The sequence below is a fragment of the Acidovorax sp. GW821-FHT09B03 genome (genome assembly GCF_059418305.1).
Window position 1 is genome coordinate 71,510 of sequence record NZ_JBWKPP010000019.1, and the last position, 14,576, is coordinate 86,085.

Consider the following 14,576-nt stretch of genomic DNA (forward strand, 5'->3'; position numbering starts at 1 on the left):
GGGGGAAACCCCCCCCCCCCCGCGACGAATTCGCACGCCTTCACCCCTCCACGCTTCGGGACCTTGGCATGGGCCGCTCGGAGTTCGCCTCGTTCTGGGCGGAAAGCCAGGGCCTTGCAGAGCGCACCCGGGTGCGCGCGGAGCCAATCGCCAAGCCCTGCCGCGAAAGATCGGCAGCTCCAACGTAGAAGCAGCGCAAAGGCCAGAATCAGCGGCGCACAGGTGCTGCGGTCCACGTTCAATGCAGGCCGAAACACCGATAGACTGCCAAACCGCATGCAGGTGCCATGCATGGTGCTGGTGCTCCAGGATTCGCCGCAACACGTCAGCCGCCCCCTCCCCCCACTACTCCCTCTTCGCCATGCACCTCACGCCCACGCACCTGCAGGACCTGCTGCTCGACCCCGCAACCCACCCGCGCGGCCAGGCCCACCTGAGCGCGGCCAGCGGCCTGGTGCGGGCCGGCGCATGGCTCTACCTGGTGGCGGACGATGAGCACCACCTGGGCCTGCTGCCTGCCGGCGCAGCCGTGCTGCAGCACTTGCCACAGGCACCGCTGGTGCAGTTGCACCGCATCCTGCCAGGCGACCTGCCGGCAGACCCGAAGGCCCGCAAAAAGCGCAAGCCCGATCTGGAAGCGCTGGCCCTGCTGCCAGCGTCGCCCGCACACCCGAGCGGAGCGCTGCTGGCCCTCGGATCCGGGTCCAAGCCCAATCGGCAGCAGGGCGTTGTCATCGCGCTCGATGCCACCGGGCGCCCCGATGGCGTAGCGCAGGTGGTGGACCTGTCTGCGCTCTACGCGCCCCTGCGTGCGGAGTTTGCCGACCTGAACATCGAAGGCGCATTCATCGCGAATGACTGCCTGCACCTGCTGCAGCGCGGCAACAAGGGCGACGCGCGCAATGCCTGCATCAGCTACACGTTGGCAGCATTACTGGCCTGGCTCGCTGGCACGCGCACGGAGCCACCGGCGGCCTTGCGAACCACCCAGTTCGACCTGGGCATGGTGGATGGGGTGCCACTGGGCTTTACCGACGGCGCGGCCTTGCCCAATGGCGAGGGCTGGCTGTTCAGCGCCGTGGCCGAAAACACCGACGACAGCTATGCCGACGGCGAATGCGTGGCATCGGCCATCGGCTGGGTGGGTGCGGATGGGGTGCTGCAGCGCATGTCGCCGCTGGAGGGTGCGCCCAAGGTCGAAGGCATTGCGCTGGCGGGCGACCGGCTGCTGATGGTCACGGATGCGGACGATCCGGCGTGCGCGTCGCGCTTGCTGGCGGTGGCGCCGGCCCCATCGGCGTACCCTGCGGGGTTCTTCTTCCAGTGACTACGACAACCATGGTTCCCTTGGCCTTGCCCCTACGCAGTTCCTCGCTCGATACCGCCGATGCCTGGACCGGGCCGCGCCACACCTCATTGCTGAACTGAGAAAGCTCATTGCCCGGCCTGTGCCTGACACACGGTGCGGGAGGCCAAGGTGCAGATCTTCATGGCCGAAGATGGTGAGGCCGCGCCTGACGCGCGGATCTACTTCACCAGCCCCGCCAACCGAGTGGACCGGTCGGAAAGGGCATCCATCTTCGCCGGCCAGTCCCTGTAGATCGCCTGCGGGCTCGATGGCATGGACCGGTTTGATGCGCGCTATTTCACCGACGATGATGAGGACTTTGGCGGCTTGGGCTTAGCGGCCAACGCCGCGAAAGCCTGGTTCGCCGAATACTGGCGGAAGCCGGCGGCTGGGGCTACTCGGTGCCGGCCAGCGTCTTCGTTCACGACGATAAAGGCGATGGGAATGCCATCGCACTCTCCGAGAGCCGCAGGCGATGAAACCGGTCAGTCGGGTTCAGCTTCCAAAGGCGGGGGGCACCGCGAGGCCACGAATTCTGGTCTAGTATTCGGCATGCAAACCCATGTTCACTGTGGGCGCGATGTGGGGTAGGCACTCGCATCACGCCCATCCGTACGCGAGCCGGCGATAGAGCAAAAGGAAAAGGAAAATTTCGTGACTGCGATCAACAAGCTCATCGAATTTTTGCGGTTCACCACAAAACACATTTACCTTAAAAATTATCACATCACCCGTTAAAAATATCAAAACATTTCAACTCAACATCACAAAACGGAGGAAACATGAATGAGAGTGCCGCTTTAAAATCACTCGGAGAGCTGGGAAAGCGAATGGAACGACTATTTTATTTTGGAATAATAATTTTATTACTTGGATTTCTAGACTTGTATTTTGTAAGCATTGCAAATTTCGTCGAGCGGGAAAAACACAATGATATAAAAATTTTGATATCTGCAATGGAGGAAAACATTGAGAAACTGGATCGACTATTCCGAAACCCGCCCAAAGAACCGCCTCCTGCCAGCTCCCAAGCAGAAAGCCGACGATCAATAGAGATTAGAAAAAAGCTTGGCCTTGAGCCAGCAATTGACGACCACGATAAGTCCGTTACCTCAAAATTAGAAAATTACCCAAACACATTAAAAGAAATTATTGAAGATACAAAGTTTAAGACCCGAATTGGCTCAGATTTTACCTCTCTTGCTCTAGACTCATCAAAATCCCCCCGAGAAATAATTTTATCACTTCAAAATAAGAGAGATCAATTAATTCAAAAACCCGTAACAATCTGGGGAGTTGAATCTCCGTTGATTGTTCCAATACAATACGGAGGCGCACGCTATCAAATCCCCTCAACTTTCATTGCAAAATCACTATTACTAGCATTAATTCCAATATTCTCAGGCTGGCTTGCATCGCTCTATCTAACAAGGCAACGGGAATTGCTTATAATCAGAAAACTGAGATATTTTGGATCAACTTTTCCTCATATTTTGAATGTTTTCCCTATTACCCTCGGAATGGGAGAGATTCTTGAATCAAAACTTCGGCTAAGAAACAGACGTAAGACTAGATTTGATTTATGGATGGAAACCATCAGCCCAATTGTTTTCAGGTCAATCGTCATACTAGTTATAACCACCCCTTCAGCGGTTATTTTAGGGTACAACTCCCTGCAACTACTCCTCATAGATAGCGAATCCTCACTTGGGTTATGGTTATCATTTATGGCAATATGTTTTTTATTCTTCCTACAGATATCATATTTAATAGCACAGGAATGCCTATTGCTCTGGGAAAAATTTTACTATGCATAATTTAAAAATTTTTACTCCCCTTTTATTTTTCAGCACAATCCTGCTCTCACACTCCGAAATCAGAGCGCAGGAAACTTACACCCTATTTTCCCCTGTGACATGTAAAAAATGGACTGAAGACATAAAAAAATTCAACCAGAAAGATAACTCTTATGCATGGATTGGTTTTGCGCAAAATAGAACGTGGCTACTAGGATTTGCAAGTGGGGTAAATTCAATGATCAGCAAAGACAGGCTGGGTGAGCTTGATCATAAAATAATTGAAGATTGGACAAGCAAATATTGCAAAGAAAACCCAGAGAGGCACATATCGGATGGCATCTTCGAGTTAACAAAATTCATGCGGGAAAAAATAAAAAAGAAAAATGAAAGATACTCAAAAAAATAATCAACTACACCCTGAACGCCGCCCCCAACACCCCCACAGCCTCCCTCCCCCGCCCACCCCGCACCCGCGAATGCAACACCACCGGCAGCCGCGGCAACGCCGGCAAGCCCAGCCGCGCCCCAACATCCACCGCCCCCAGCGGCAGCATGCGCGACGCCAGTGCCGCCACGCCCAGGCCGGCGATGACAGCCGCAGACACAGCCGCCACCCCGCCCCCCACAAACGACTCGCGCCAGGGCACACCAGCCTCGTCAAGCAACCGGCTGGCCATCACGCGCACGCCACAGGGTTCGGCCAGCGTCACGACAGGCAAAGGCTCGCCCGCATGGCGCTGCCAGGTGGGCGCGGCAAACCAGCCAAAGGGCTCTTCGGCCAGCACCTGCCCATCGCTGCGGTCGGCGTGAAAGCGCACGATGGCCACATCGAGTTCGCGCCGGTCATAGGCCTGGAGAAGATCGCCTGAGGAGCCGATGCGGATCTCGATCACCAGGCCCGGGTCGTGTGCGTTCATGCGCGCGATCAGGGCCGGCAGGTCGGGCCCCGCCACGTGGTCGCTGATGCCGATGGCAATGCGCTCGCGGTCGCGTTGCTCGGCAAAGGTGGCCAGGGTGCGCTGGTGCACGGCCAGCAGTTCGCGCGCGGGGGCCAGAAACGCTGCGCCGCGTGCGGACAGCTCCACATGGCGCGGGGTGCGTTCGATAAGGCGGCAGCCGAGGCGGTCTTCCAGGCGCTTGAGCTTCAAACTCACCGCCGCCTGGGTGGTCTGCATGGCCTCGGCCGCGCGGGTAAAGCTGCCCAGCTCGGCGATGCGGACGAAGGCTTCGATGGCGTCGAGGTCGAGGGGGCGGTGCTGTGGTAGCGATTGCGGTTGCTGCGCGTCTGTGGCCATATGCAACCATTATCACTGGTATAAATTGCAATAACAAACCGTGATGATTAGCATGGCGCCATCACCACTTCACAGAGCTGACCTACATGCCCCTGCTCCACATCGCCATGCGCTCCGGCAAACCCGAGGCTTACCGCCAGGCCCTTTGCGACAGCCTGTACCAGGCCATGCGCGAGACCTTTAACGTGCCCGAGGACGACAAGTTCATGCTCATCACCGAGCACGATGTCGCCAACTTCAGCTACAACCCCACCTACATGGGGGTCGCGCGCAGCGATGATCTGGTGTTCATCCAGATCACGGCCAACAACACGCGCACGCTGGAGCAGAAGAAGGCGCTGTACCAGCGCATCGCGCAATTGCTGGGCGAGAGCCCCGGCCTGCGGCCAGACGATGTGTTCATCAGCCTGGTCGAAGTGGCTAAAGAAAACTGGTCGTTCGGGCACGGCTTGGCCCAATACGCTTAGAGCCGCGCTCGGCGCAACACCGACAGCGTTAACCTGCCGGGCTACGCATCAGATCAGACGCGCTGGCCATCCCTGATGCGGTAGCTCGGCTGGTACATGGTCACCAGCTCTTCCGACGCCGTGGGGTGCACGGCCATGGTGCGGTCGAAATCGTCCTTGGTGACGCCGGCCTTGAGCGAGATGCCCAGCAACTGCACCATCTCGCCCGCATCGTGGCCGAGGATGTGGGCGCCCAGCACCTTGCGGCTGGCGGCATCGACGACGAGCTTCATGATCATCTTTTCCGCGCGGCCCGACAGCGTGGCCTTCATCGGGCGGAACTCGGCGCGGTAGACCTCGACCTCTGCGTAGCGTTGGGCAGCGTCTTCCTCCGACAGGCCCACAGTGCCGATCTCGGGCTGCGAGAACACGGCGGTGGCGATCAAGTCGTGGTCGGGTACAGTGGGCTTGCCCCGGTACTCGGTGTCGATGAAGCACATGGCCTCGTGGATCGCCACCGGCGTGAGCTGCACGCGGTTGGTCACGTCGCCCAGCGCCCAGATGCTGGGCACATTGGTGCGCGAGTAGGCGTCCACGACGATGGCGCCGCGCTCGTCCAGCGCTACGCCAGCCGCCTCCAACCCCAGGCCGCGGGTGTTGGGGTCGCGGCCGAGCGCCAGCATGACGGTATCGACAGCGATGGTCTCGCCGTTCTTCGTGGTGGCGATGAGGCCGCCGCCCTCGCCCTCCACCTGGGCCACGTTCTCGATGACATCGGTGAGCAGGATGCGGATGCCCTTGTCCACCATGGCCTTGTGCAGGCCCTGGCGCATGTCGTGGTCGAAGCGCGAGAGGATTTCCTTGCCGCGGTAGATCAGCGTGACCTCCACACCCAGGCCGTGGAAGATGTTGGCGAACTCGACGGCGATGTAGCCGCCGCCCGCGATCAGGATGGAGCGCGGCAGCGCGGCCAGGTCGAAGGCCTCGTTGGAGCTGATGCACAGTTCGTGCCCCGGCAGCGCCGCATGCGGGTTGGGCGTGCCGCCCGTGGCGATGACGATGCGCTCTGCGGTCACCGTCTTGCCGGTGGCCACGATGCGCACGGTGTGCGCGTCCACCAGCTCGGCGCGGCTGTCGATGATCTCGGCACCGTTGGTGTCCAGGCCACGGCGGTACAGGCCTTCGAGCCGGGCGATCTCCTTGTCCTTGGCGGCGATCAGCGCCTTCCACTCAAACGTGGGCTTGCCCACCTGCCAGCCATAGCCCGCAGCGTCCTCGAAATGCTCGTGGAACTGCGAGGCGTAAACGAACAGCTTCTTGGGCACACAGCCACGGATGACGCAGGTGCCGCCAAACCGGTGCTCCTCGGCAACGGCCACGCGCTTGCCCAGCGATGCGGCCACACGGCCGGCCCTGACGCCACCGGAGCCGCCGCCGATCACGAACAAATCATAGTCATACGTGCCCATGGCATCTTTTCCTTGTCACTGTGTTCTGCGGCCCTGTGCACGCACATGCATGGCGCTGGCAGGCAATCTGCATGCGCACGGGGATGGTAAAGCAACGCTGAACAAGAGAGCGTTGCAGGGCCAAGTTCGGCCGCGTGCCGCGTACCAAGCTGGCGGCTCAGGCGCCGACGGCAGTGCCCAGCACCAGGCCCCCGGCAAAAAGCAGCCAGTCATTGGCGATGTGGGCCATGGCCGACACCGTGAGGTTCTTGGTGCGCAGGTAGGCCAGCGACAGCACCAGCCGCGCCGAGCCAATCACCAGCAGGCACTGCGCCACGTTCCAGCCATAGGTGGGCAGGTGCAGGGCGCCGAAGATCAGCGCCGACACCAGCCAGGCCCCCACGATGGCCTTGCCCCGGCCCAGGCCCAGCGGGCCCGACAACCCGGCGAGCACGGCGAGGAAGGGCAGCACGGTGATGATTTCTTCGCCAATGAGCTGGGGTATGGTGCGCGCAAAAAAGGCCATGCGCTCGCCCGTGTCCATGCGCCCGAGCGCACCGAACGCGGGGTTGGAAGCCTCCTCGCCGAACAGGCGGCTGACCAGCAGGGCCACCAACACGGTCACCGCGATATTGAGCAGCGCCACGCCCAGGGCCAGGCCCAGGTCGCGCCAGCCCACGCGCCGGAACAGCACCTGCCAGTGCGGCCCGGCCACCAACCGCAGCGCCAGCAAGGGCACCAGGGGGAACAGGACGGCCGGCACCATCGATCCCCAGCCACCCCAGGCTGCAGGCATGGGCAGGTAGAGCGCGGCAAAGCCCAGCGCGGCGCCCAGCAGCAGCACGCACCAGCGGCCCGCACCCAGGGCGAGCGGCCGGCCGCTGTAGAAGGGGAAGTCGGCGTCGCCAGGCGTGGCTGCGGGGGGCTGCGCAAGGGTCATGCGGGTAGGTGCAAGGGGCGGCATGGGCCGCATTGGAAGGCATATCGGAGCGCCGGTAAACCCCGGCTGCTGGGTTTGTGTTTCAGGCGCTGCACCGGTGGCCAGCACTTCACACTGGCCTCACCATGCCGGGCAACACTGGTGGGCACCTTGTCGTGCGCATGCCGACCCTGAAAAAATGACCTACTTGCTCAACCAGCTACGCTGGTTCTCCCTGCCCTTCGTGTTCATAGGCGCGGCCTGCCTTGCCATCTGGCTGTGGCTGGCGTTCGGGGCCATTGCCGTGGCCCATTGCCCGCCTGACCTGGTGTGGCACGGCGGCCTCAGCGGCAACAAGAAATGCAGTTGGCCACTGGCCGTGTACCTTCTCAAGGACATGGGCGGGGCCTCGGCCATGGGTGCCCTCACCGTGCTACTGTGTGCCGTGGTGGCCCCGGCGCGCAAGGCGGCCACGGCCAGTGCGGCAGCCATCGCGGTCTGCGCTCTGGCACTGCTGTTTCTGGTCGGCGGGGACCATGGGGCGCGCCCCGCCAGCCTGGTGTTTGCCGTCAAGGTGGCTTTCGGGGTGTCTTCATGGTTTGCGGTGTGGGGCGTCTCGCGCTGCGTACAAAGGCGGCAGGCATGATCTCGTCAATGGCTCAGCCGATGATCGCCCCCAGCAGCAGCACGAAGCCCAGCAGCAACCAGTCGTTGAGGATGTGCGCCAGCGCAGCCACAGACAGGTTCCTCGTGCGCAGGTAGGCCAGCCACAGCACCATGCGCGATGTGCTGATGATGACCAGACTCTGCGCCACGTTCCACCCGTAAGTGGGCAGGTGCAAGGCACCGAACAGCACCGATGCCAACACCCAGGCGCCCACGATGGCCCGACGCCGTGGCCAGCCCACCGGGCCGGCCAGCCAGGTGAGGAAGGCCAGGAACGGCAGCACGGTGAGGATCTCTTCGCCGATGAGGTGCGGGATGGTGCTGGCCATGAAGACCACCTTTTCTGCCATGCCCATGCCGGTCAGCGCCTTGATTACGGGATTGGGCACGGCGCCGAACAGGCGCGAGACGACGAGGGCCACCACCACCGTTACGGTGATGCTGAGCAGCACCAGGCCGATGGCCAGCCGCACGTCGCGCCAACCCATGCTCCGAAACAGCACCTGCCACTGCGGCCCCGCCACCGCGCGCAGCGCCAGCAGCGGCAGCGCCGGGAACACGATGGCCGGGATCGCGGCAGCCCAACCGCCGGACATGCGCCACGCCACCATGGCGGGGATGTACAGCGCACCATAGGCTGCCGCCAAGGCCAGCAGGACGAAGCACCACTGCCGCGCACCCAGCGCCACGGGCTGGCCGTTGTAGAAGGGGAAGTCGGCTCCCTGGGGTGCGGTTGGGTGGTCTGGTGTCATGCAAGGCAGAAAAAGGGCCCGGTGGGCAAGGGCGGTATCGCAGTGGCCGCCAGCGGCATGTGCTGTGCAGAGCATAGCGCGGGGCAGCACTTCATACTGGCCTCACTGTGCGGGCCAACACTGGGGGCCATTTGCTGTCCCTCCACTGTATGAACCATCTGAAAACCTGGCTTCGCTGGTGTGCCCTGCCCTTCGTGTTCGTGGGCGCCATCCTTCTTGCCTTCTGGTTGTGGTCGACATTCCCCTATGTTTCCGCGGCGACTTGTTCACCGCCGCTGGAATGGGGCGGCAGCGCCCCTCCCAGTGTGAAATGCAGCCTGCGGCTGGTCGCACGCGTGTTGCAGGACATCGGCGGGGCGTCGATGCCTGGTCTGATGGCGGTGTTTCTCTGCGCGGCGGTGGCCCCGGCGCGCAGGCCCGCCACGGCGTGCGTTGCGGCCCTCGGGGTCTGTGCGGTGGGCCTGGTCTATGGTCTGTTCACCGCCTCACTGCGCAGCCCGATGAAGCTCACCGTGCGGGCCGACCTGGTGGCGATCTTCGCATCGCCCTGGCTGACGGTCTGGCTCGTTGCGCACCTGGACCGGCTGCCAAAGGCCGGGTTCAATCCGCCGTGGCGTCCAGCCGGTAGCCAAAGCCGCGCACGGTCTTGATGAGCGCCAGCGCGTGGCCCTCGTCGATCTTGCTGCGCAGGCGGCGCACGTACACGTCGACCACGTTGGTCAGCGGATCTTCGTTGGTGCCCCAGACGTTGGAGAGGATGCGCTCGCGGCTGTACACGCGGCCCGGGGCGCTGATCAGCAGTTCCAGAAAGGCCAGCTCGCGGGCGGTGAGCGCGATGGGCTGGCCGGCGCGGCTGGCCTGCATGCGCTCCAGGTCGAGCACCAGGTCGGCCACCTGCAGGGTGCTGGCGCGCGGGCGCTGCTCGCGGCCCCGGCGCAGCAGGGCCTCGATGCGGGCCAGCAGTTCCTCGAAGGCGAAGGGCTTGGTGAGGTAGTCGTCCGCCCCCAGGCGCAGGCCGTTGACCTTGTCTTCGGTGTTGCTCAGCGCGCTGAGCATCAGCATGGGCATGTGGCGGCCTTCGGCGCGCAGGGTCTGGCACAGCTCCAGCCCGCTCAGGCCGGGCAGCATCAGGTCCAGGAGCAGCAGCACGCCGGGCTCGGCGCTGCGCGCCAGGGCCAGGCCTTCGGGCCCGGTGCGGGCCAGCTCCACGCGGTAGCCCTCGGCCTTGAGGCCGCGCACCAGGAAGTCGGCCACGCGTGCGTCGTCTTCCACCACCAGGATGTGCTTGTTCATGTTCATGCCAGCGCTCCCTGCTGTGCTCCCACCTGCGGGGCACCCTGCGGCGGTGGTGCCATCACCCGCGGCAGTTCGATGCGCACCACCGTGCCCTGCTGGGGCACGCTGGTGATGGTGATACGGCCCTGGTGCACCTGCACGATGCCCTGGGCGATGGACAGGCCGATGCCCGTGCCGTCGGCCCGGTGGGCGCGCGCCCGGCGCCCGCGCACGAAGCGCTCGAACACGCGGGGCAGTTCGTCCGCGTCGATGCCGATGCCTTCATCGCGCACCACCACCGCGACCACACCCACCCCATCCGCCCCGGCCACGCCTTGCAGGCCGATGCGCACGGTGGTGCCGCGCGCCGAATAGCGCACCGCGTTGTCCAGCACGATCACCAGCGCCTGGCGCAGGCGGTCGGCGTCGGCCAGCACGGTGACCTGGCCGGTGGGCAGTGCGCCGCTGCCATCGCCATCCCCTTCGGCGCCGTCCAGCAGCCATTGCACCTGCACACCCTGCGGTGCGCCCAGGGCGGCGGCCTGCTCTGCGGCATCGCCCAGCAGGGCGCGCAGGTCCACCGGGGCCGGGTGCATCACCAGCTGGTCGGCCTCGGCCTTGGCGATGAGCAGCAGGTCGTGGATGACGCGGGTGAGCTGGTCCACCCCGCCCACGATGCGCGCCAGGGTCTGGCGGTACTCATCGGCCGGCTTGTCGCCACCGCGCAGCGCGATCTCGGCTTCGCCGCGGATCGAGGTGGCGGGGGTGCGCAGCTCGTGGCCCAGGTCGGCAAACAGCTGGCGGCGGCGCTGGTCCAGGCGCTGCAGGGTGTCGTGCGCGGCGCTCAGCTCCTGGGTGCGGGCCTGCACCGCGTCTTCCAGCCCGCGGCGCGCGGCATCGGCGCGCGCACGGTGCTGCTGCAGCTCGGCCGCCATGGCGTTGAAGTGCTGGGCCACGCGGTCGAATTCGTCGTTGGAGCCGGTGGCCACGCGGTGGTCCAGCGCCCCGGCCTGCAGGGCCTGCGTGCCTTCGAGCAGCCGGTCCAGCGGGCGCTGCAGGCGCCGCTTGAGGTGCAACGCCAGCACCACGGCCACGGCCAGCGTGATGAGGGCCATGCCGATGGCCTGCGCACGCAGCACGTCGAGCCCGCGCTCGGTGGCGGCGCGGGCTACCGGCACGGCCGCGCGCTGGTGCGCGATGGCACCGTTGATCAGCTCGCGCAGGTCGCGCCCGCGCGCCATGTCGAACACCTGGGTGAGCTCGCCCCACAGGGCCGGAAAGTCGGCGCCCTGCTCCAGCGGCACCAGCTGCGCCAGCCGTGCCTCCACTGCCTGGATGTTGTCGCGCAACAGCTCCGTCACGCCCACGAGCTGGGGCACCTCGGCGGGCATGCTCACGCCTTCGCGGCGCACGAGCTCGGTCCACAGCGCCAGGTCGCGCCGCACCAGGTCGTCGAGGTTGGCGGCGCTGGCGACCATGCTGGCCACCAGGCGCTCGCGCTGTTCGGGCTGGGCATCGGTGTCCATCAGGCGCTGCATGGCCCACACGCGCAGGCGCTGCTTGTTGGCCGACAGGTCCAGCAGCTCGGCCTGGATGTCGCTGGCCAGCCGGCTGTGCTGGGCGTAGTCGTTGACGCGGTTGGCGCCCCAGTACACAAAGGCGGCCTGGATGCAGACCAGGGCCACCAGGGCAGCAAAGGCCAGGGAGAGTCGTGCGCGGTACATGGGGGCGAAAGGCCTGGTCGGGAGGCTCGGATTATGAAGCCTGGCAGGCGCGCCGGCGGTGCGTCCGGCAGGCTGGGCACGGGGGTGACGTACCCGGCCCAGCCATCCATCGATCAGTTGCCGGTGAACGGCAGCGACGAGTGGTGCACCACGATGCGCAGCTTGCCCGCATCGTCCTTGACGAAGGCCCAGGTCTTGTCCACCGTGGTCACCTTGCCGGCCTTGTCGGTGAACATCACGTTGCCCATGGTGTTGGCCGAATCACCGGCGATGAACACGGCGGCATTGGTGATTTCGCACTTGGTCCAGCCCTTGAGGGCGAAACCCGTGTCCTTGGGGTAGGCCGGGTTGCCGCCCACGAAGTAGGCCAGCGCGCCCTCGCGGGTGGTGCGGAAGGTCTGCGGCGTGGTGGTCAGGGTCGGCTTGAACAGCACGGCGCCCATCTGGTAGCCGTAGGCGGCGTCGATCACCTTCTCGGCCAGCGCCTTGGCTGCCACCGGGCCGCTGGCGGTGTGGGTGGTGCTGATGTCGACAAGCGCCTTGCACCAGGCCTGCTGGGCCGCCAGCACTTCGCTTTCGGAAATGGCGTGGTTGACGACCGGGCCCTTGGCGGCGGCAGGCACAGCGGCGGCGCCCACCAGGAGGCTGGCGACGGCGATGCAGATGGATGTTTTCATGGTTTTCTCTGGTTGAAATGGTTGGTTTCCCCCGGCGGCCGGATGGCTGCCTGGGGGACCTACAGTTCACCAAAGCGGTATGGATGCGGCCTGAATGCCGCATGAAAAGGCCGTGAGCAGAAGATGAACGCGTGATGAACGGCCAGGGCAGCCGTCGTCCGCCACCCGCCTCCCGGTGACGACTGGCCTCAGCCCTGCTGCACCCGGTTGCGCCCCGCCTGCTTGGCCGCATACAGCGCGGCATCGGCGCGGCCATAGATGCGCTCGGCGTCCTCGCCCTCCACCAGCGTAGCGGTGCCGACGCTGATGGTCACGGGCATCTCGGGCCAGGGACCGTCTTCCACGGCTCTGCGCATGCGCTCGCCGACCTCGTGGGCGCCGGCCTCGCCGGTGCTGGGCAGGATGACGGCGAACTCCTCGCCGCCCACGCGGGCCACCACGTCCACCGTGCGGGCGCAGGCCTTGAGGTGGCCGGCGATGGCCTGCAGCACGCGGTCGCCGCCATCGTGGCCCAGGGTGTCGTTGACGCGCTTGAAGTGGTCCACGTCGAGCATGAGCAGGCTCAGCGGCGTGCCGCGGCGCTGCACGATGGCCAGCTCCTGCGCCATGTGGGCGTCGAAGGCGCGGCGGTTGCGCAGGCCCGTGAGGGGGTCGGTGGTGGCGAGCTCCTCGAGCTTCATGTTGAGCTCGGCCACGCGCTGGATCTGCCCGACCAGTTGCTGGTTGACGTTGGCGGCATGCTGCAGGGCAACGCGCAGGCGGATCTCGCGCAGGGCGGACTGGCCCAGCTCGGTGAGCACATCGATGTCCTGCCCGGTCCAGTGCCGCGGCGCGAAGTCGAGCGCGCAGAAGGTGCCCAGGGCGTCGCCCTCTTCCGTGAGCAGCGGCACGCCGGCATAGGCGCGCACACCCTTGGCCTTGACGCCGGGCAGGTCGCGGAACACGGGCAGCAGGGTGGCGTCTTCGATCACCAGGGGCTGCCTGGAGGCAGCCACGTAGTGGCAGAAGGTGCGCCCCATCTGGTCGCGGCTGCCGCCGGGCGTGGCCACGCCAGGCCCCAGGGCGGTGGTGCTCATGTGGAAGTCGCGCGCCCGGTCCAGCAGCGAGACGAAGACCACGGGCGCGCCGGTCAGCCGCGATGCCAGGCTGGTGAGGCGGTCAAAGGTCTCTTCGGGCGGGCTGTCGAGCAGGCCCGTGCGCTGCACGGCGTCCAGACGCCGGGGGTCGGACAGCGCGGTGTGGATGCTGGCGTCGTCCGGCGGGGGGGAGAGCACGAGGTCCATGGCGTGGGGTACCTGGAAGTGGTGGACGAAAGGTACATCATCGCCACCCGCTGCGGGCGCCTTGTAGGGAAGACCCTGTCACGGGCCGTCGGCCGATGCCGCGTACGTCGCTGCCGGTATGCCCCCGAAACGCGGCCCGCCCAGCGTGGCGCCTTCGAGCGATTGGCCGCCGTTGAGCGCGTTGTTCACGGCCTGCAGCAGGCCGCTGCGGTCGGTGACGGTCTGGAATTTCAGGCGCGGGCCGGCATGGAACATGCGCTGTGCGGCCAGCAGGGCCGCGACAAAGACCGGCTCGCGGGTGAGGGGAAAGTCCACCCACTCGCCAGCCGCATCCTGCACCGAGAATTCGGTGGGCAGCTGCAGGGTGGCGGCGGGCTCGACGTGCGAGACCAGCACCAGGCCAAAGCCTTCGGGCACCACGTCGATGAGCCGGCGTGCCAGCGTGGCATCGCCGCCCGCAAGGGCCAGCACGGCGGCCTCTATCTCAGCAGCGGACAGTTCGGGGTTGCCCAGGGCATCGATGGCCTGCTCGACCAGGGCGGTGATGTCTGGGTCCATCACTGCTGGCGCGGCCGGATGGCCACCAGCACGTTCTCGCCCTCCACCCGCTCGGCGCGAAACTCCACGCGCGCACCGGGCTGCAGGCCCTTGAGCAGTGCCGCATCGCGCACCCGGTAGGTGATGGTGGAAAACGGAATCTTCACGCCCGGCGCCACCTTGATGTGCGCAAAGGTGTCGCGGCTGCCCTGCTCCTGCGAGACGGCGCGGAACTCGCCGTGGGTGTAGATGGTGGCAGGCTCGGCTGCTGCTGCGGGGGCCGTCGCCTGGGCCAGGGCAGCCACCGGCAGGCAGCACAGCAGCGCCGCAGCGGCGGCCAGGGAGCGGAGCGTGGGCAGGAGGGGTGTGGCGGTCATGCGAAAAAGCATACCGCACACCGCCGCCGG

Annotated in this window: 16 protein-coding genes; 6 read left to right on the forward strand and 10 right to left on the reverse strand. The window is 65.2% G+C overall.

Going from position 1 to position 14,576, the window contains the following annotated elements; genetic code table 11:
• Nucleotides 1-361: 361 nt before the first annotated feature.
• The 3 genes from AC07PA_RS26540 to AC07PA_RS26550 all read left to right on the forward strand — a co-directional run bounded on the left by AC07PA_RS26540 (nt 362) and on the right by AC07PA_RS26550 (nt 3,553).
• The gene (locus AC07PA_RS26540; RefSeq protein ID WP_494607796.1) at nt 362-1,327 is read left to right on the forward strand and encodes a DUF6910 family protein; all 966 of its coding nucleotides are present in this window, start codon (nt 362-364) and stop codon (nt 1,325-1,327) included.
• 803 nt (nt 1,328-2,130) lie between these two features.
• Entirely contained in the window at nt 2,131-3,165 is a 1,035-nt protein-coding gene (locus tag AC07PA_RS26545) for a hypothetical protein (RefSeq protein ID WP_494607794.1), read from the forward strand.
• Nucleotides 3,158-3,553: a hypothetical protein gene (locus AC07PA_RS26550; protein ID WP_494607792.1), complete on the forward strand. Its 396-nt coding sequence runs from the start codon at nt 3,158-3,160 to the stop codon at nt 3,551-3,553. The genes AC07PA_RS26545 and AC07PA_RS26550 overlap by 8 nt, the downstream gene beginning before the upstream one ends.
• 4 nt (nt 3,554-3,557) lie before the next feature.
• Here AC07PA_RS26550 and AC07PA_RS26555 read toward each other — a convergent pair whose 3' ends face one another.
• Nucleotides 3,558-4,442 carry a LysR family transcriptional regulator gene (locus AC07PA_RS26555; RefSeq protein WP_494607790.1) on the reverse strand — a complete coding sequence of 295 codons (885 nt, stop codon included), beginning with the start codon at nt 4,440-4,442 and terminating at the stop codon, nt 3,558-3,560.
• Nucleotides 4,443-4,528: 86 nt separating this feature from the next.
• Here AC07PA_RS26555 and AC07PA_RS26560 point away from each other — a divergent pair, with 86 nt between their 5' ends.
• Nucleotides 4,529-4,909 carry a tautomerase family protein gene (locus tag AC07PA_RS26560; protein ID WP_494607788.1) on the forward strand — a complete coding sequence of 127 codons (381 nt, stop codon included), beginning with the start codon at nt 4,529-4,531 and terminating at the stop codon, nt 4,907-4,909.
• A gap of 53 nt (nt 4,910-4,962) precedes the next feature.
• Here AC07PA_RS26560 and gor read toward each other — a convergent pair whose 3' ends face one another.
• Together gor and AC07PA_RS26570 are read right to left on the reverse strand one after the other, a co-directional pair.
• A complete protein-coding gene (gene gor, locus AC07PA_RS26565) occupies nt 4,963-6,357 on the reverse strand; it encodes a glutathione-disulfide reductase (protein ID WP_494607786.1) in 1,395 nt (464 codons plus the stop codon).
• A gap of 157 nt (nt 6,358-6,514) precedes the next feature.
• Nucleotides 6,515-7,276, reverse strand: a complete 762-nt coding sequence (locus AC07PA_RS26570; protein WP_494607784.1) for a CPBP family glutamic-type intramembrane protease — start codon at nt 7,274-7,276, stop codon at nt 6,515-6,517.
• A gap of 178 nt (nt 7,277-7,454) precedes the next feature.
• On the opposite strand from AC07PA_RS26570, the gene AC07PA_RS26575 reads away from it, so the two are divergent.
• A complete protein-coding gene (locus tag AC07PA_RS26575; protein ID WP_494607782.1) occupies nt 7,455-7,901 on the forward strand; it encodes a hypothetical protein in 447 nt (148 codons plus the stop codon).
• 13 nt (nt 7,902-7,914) lie between these two features.
• Here the strand turns inward: AC07PA_RS26575 and AC07PA_RS26580 are convergent, their stop codons facing one another.
• Nucleotides 7,915-8,673, reverse strand: a complete 759-nt coding sequence (locus AC07PA_RS26580) for a CPBP family intramembrane glutamic endopeptidase (protein WP_494607780.1) — start codon at nt 8,671-8,673, stop codon at nt 7,915-7,917.
• A 149-nt stretch (nt 8,674-8,822) separates the two neighbouring features.
• On the opposite strand from AC07PA_RS26580, the gene AC07PA_RS26585 reads away from it, so the two are divergent.
• Entirely contained in the window at nt 8,823-9,323 is a 501-nt protein-coding gene (locus AC07PA_RS26585) for a hypothetical protein (protein WP_494607778.1), read from the forward strand.
• On the opposite strand, the gene AC07PA_RS26590 is transcribed toward AC07PA_RS26585, so the two are convergent.
• The 6 genes from AC07PA_RS26590 to AC07PA_RS26615 form a co-directional block, all read right to left on the reverse strand.
• Entirely contained in the window at nt 9,274-9,966 is a 693-nt protein-coding gene (locus AC07PA_RS26590) for a response regulator transcription factor (RefSeq protein ID WP_035201983.1), read from the reverse strand. The genes AC07PA_RS26585 and AC07PA_RS26590 overlap by 50 nt on opposite strands.
• 2 nt (nt 9,967-9,968) lie before the next feature.
• The gene (locus AC07PA_RS26595; RefSeq protein ID WP_494607776.1) at nt 9,969-11,672 is read right to left on the reverse strand and encodes a sensor histidine kinase; all 1,704 of its coding nucleotides are present in this window, start codon (nt 11,670-11,672) and stop codon (nt 9,969-9,971) included.
• Nucleotides 11,673-11,785: 113 nt separating this feature from the next.
• Nucleotides 11,786-12,349, reverse strand: coding sequence for a metal-independent carbonic anhydrase family protein (locus AC07PA_RS26600; RefSeq protein ID WP_494607774.1), 564 nt, complete (start codon nt 12,347-12,349; stop codon nt 11,786-11,788).
• 188 nt (nt 12,350-12,537) lie between these two features.
• The gene (locus AC07PA_RS26605) at nt 12,538-13,632 is read right to left on the reverse strand and encodes a sensor domain-containing diguanylate cyclase (protein WP_494607772.1); all 1,095 of its coding nucleotides are present in this window, start codon (nt 13,630-13,632) and stop codon (nt 12,538-12,540) included.
• A 78-nt stretch (nt 13,633-13,710) separates the two neighbouring features.
• Nucleotides 13,711-14,190: a hypothetical protein gene (locus tag AC07PA_RS26610; RefSeq protein WP_007848647.1), complete on the reverse strand. Its 480-nt coding sequence runs from the start codon at nt 14,188-14,190 to the stop codon at nt 13,711-13,713.
• Nucleotides 14,190-14,546, reverse strand: a complete 357-nt coding sequence (locus AC07PA_RS26615) for a copper-binding protein (RefSeq protein ID WP_157405876.1) — start codon at nt 14,544-14,546, stop codon at nt 14,190-14,192. The genes AC07PA_RS26610 and AC07PA_RS26615 overlap by 1 nt, the downstream gene beginning before the upstream one ends.
• Between the last annotated feature and the right edge of the window lie 30 nt (nt 14,547-14,576).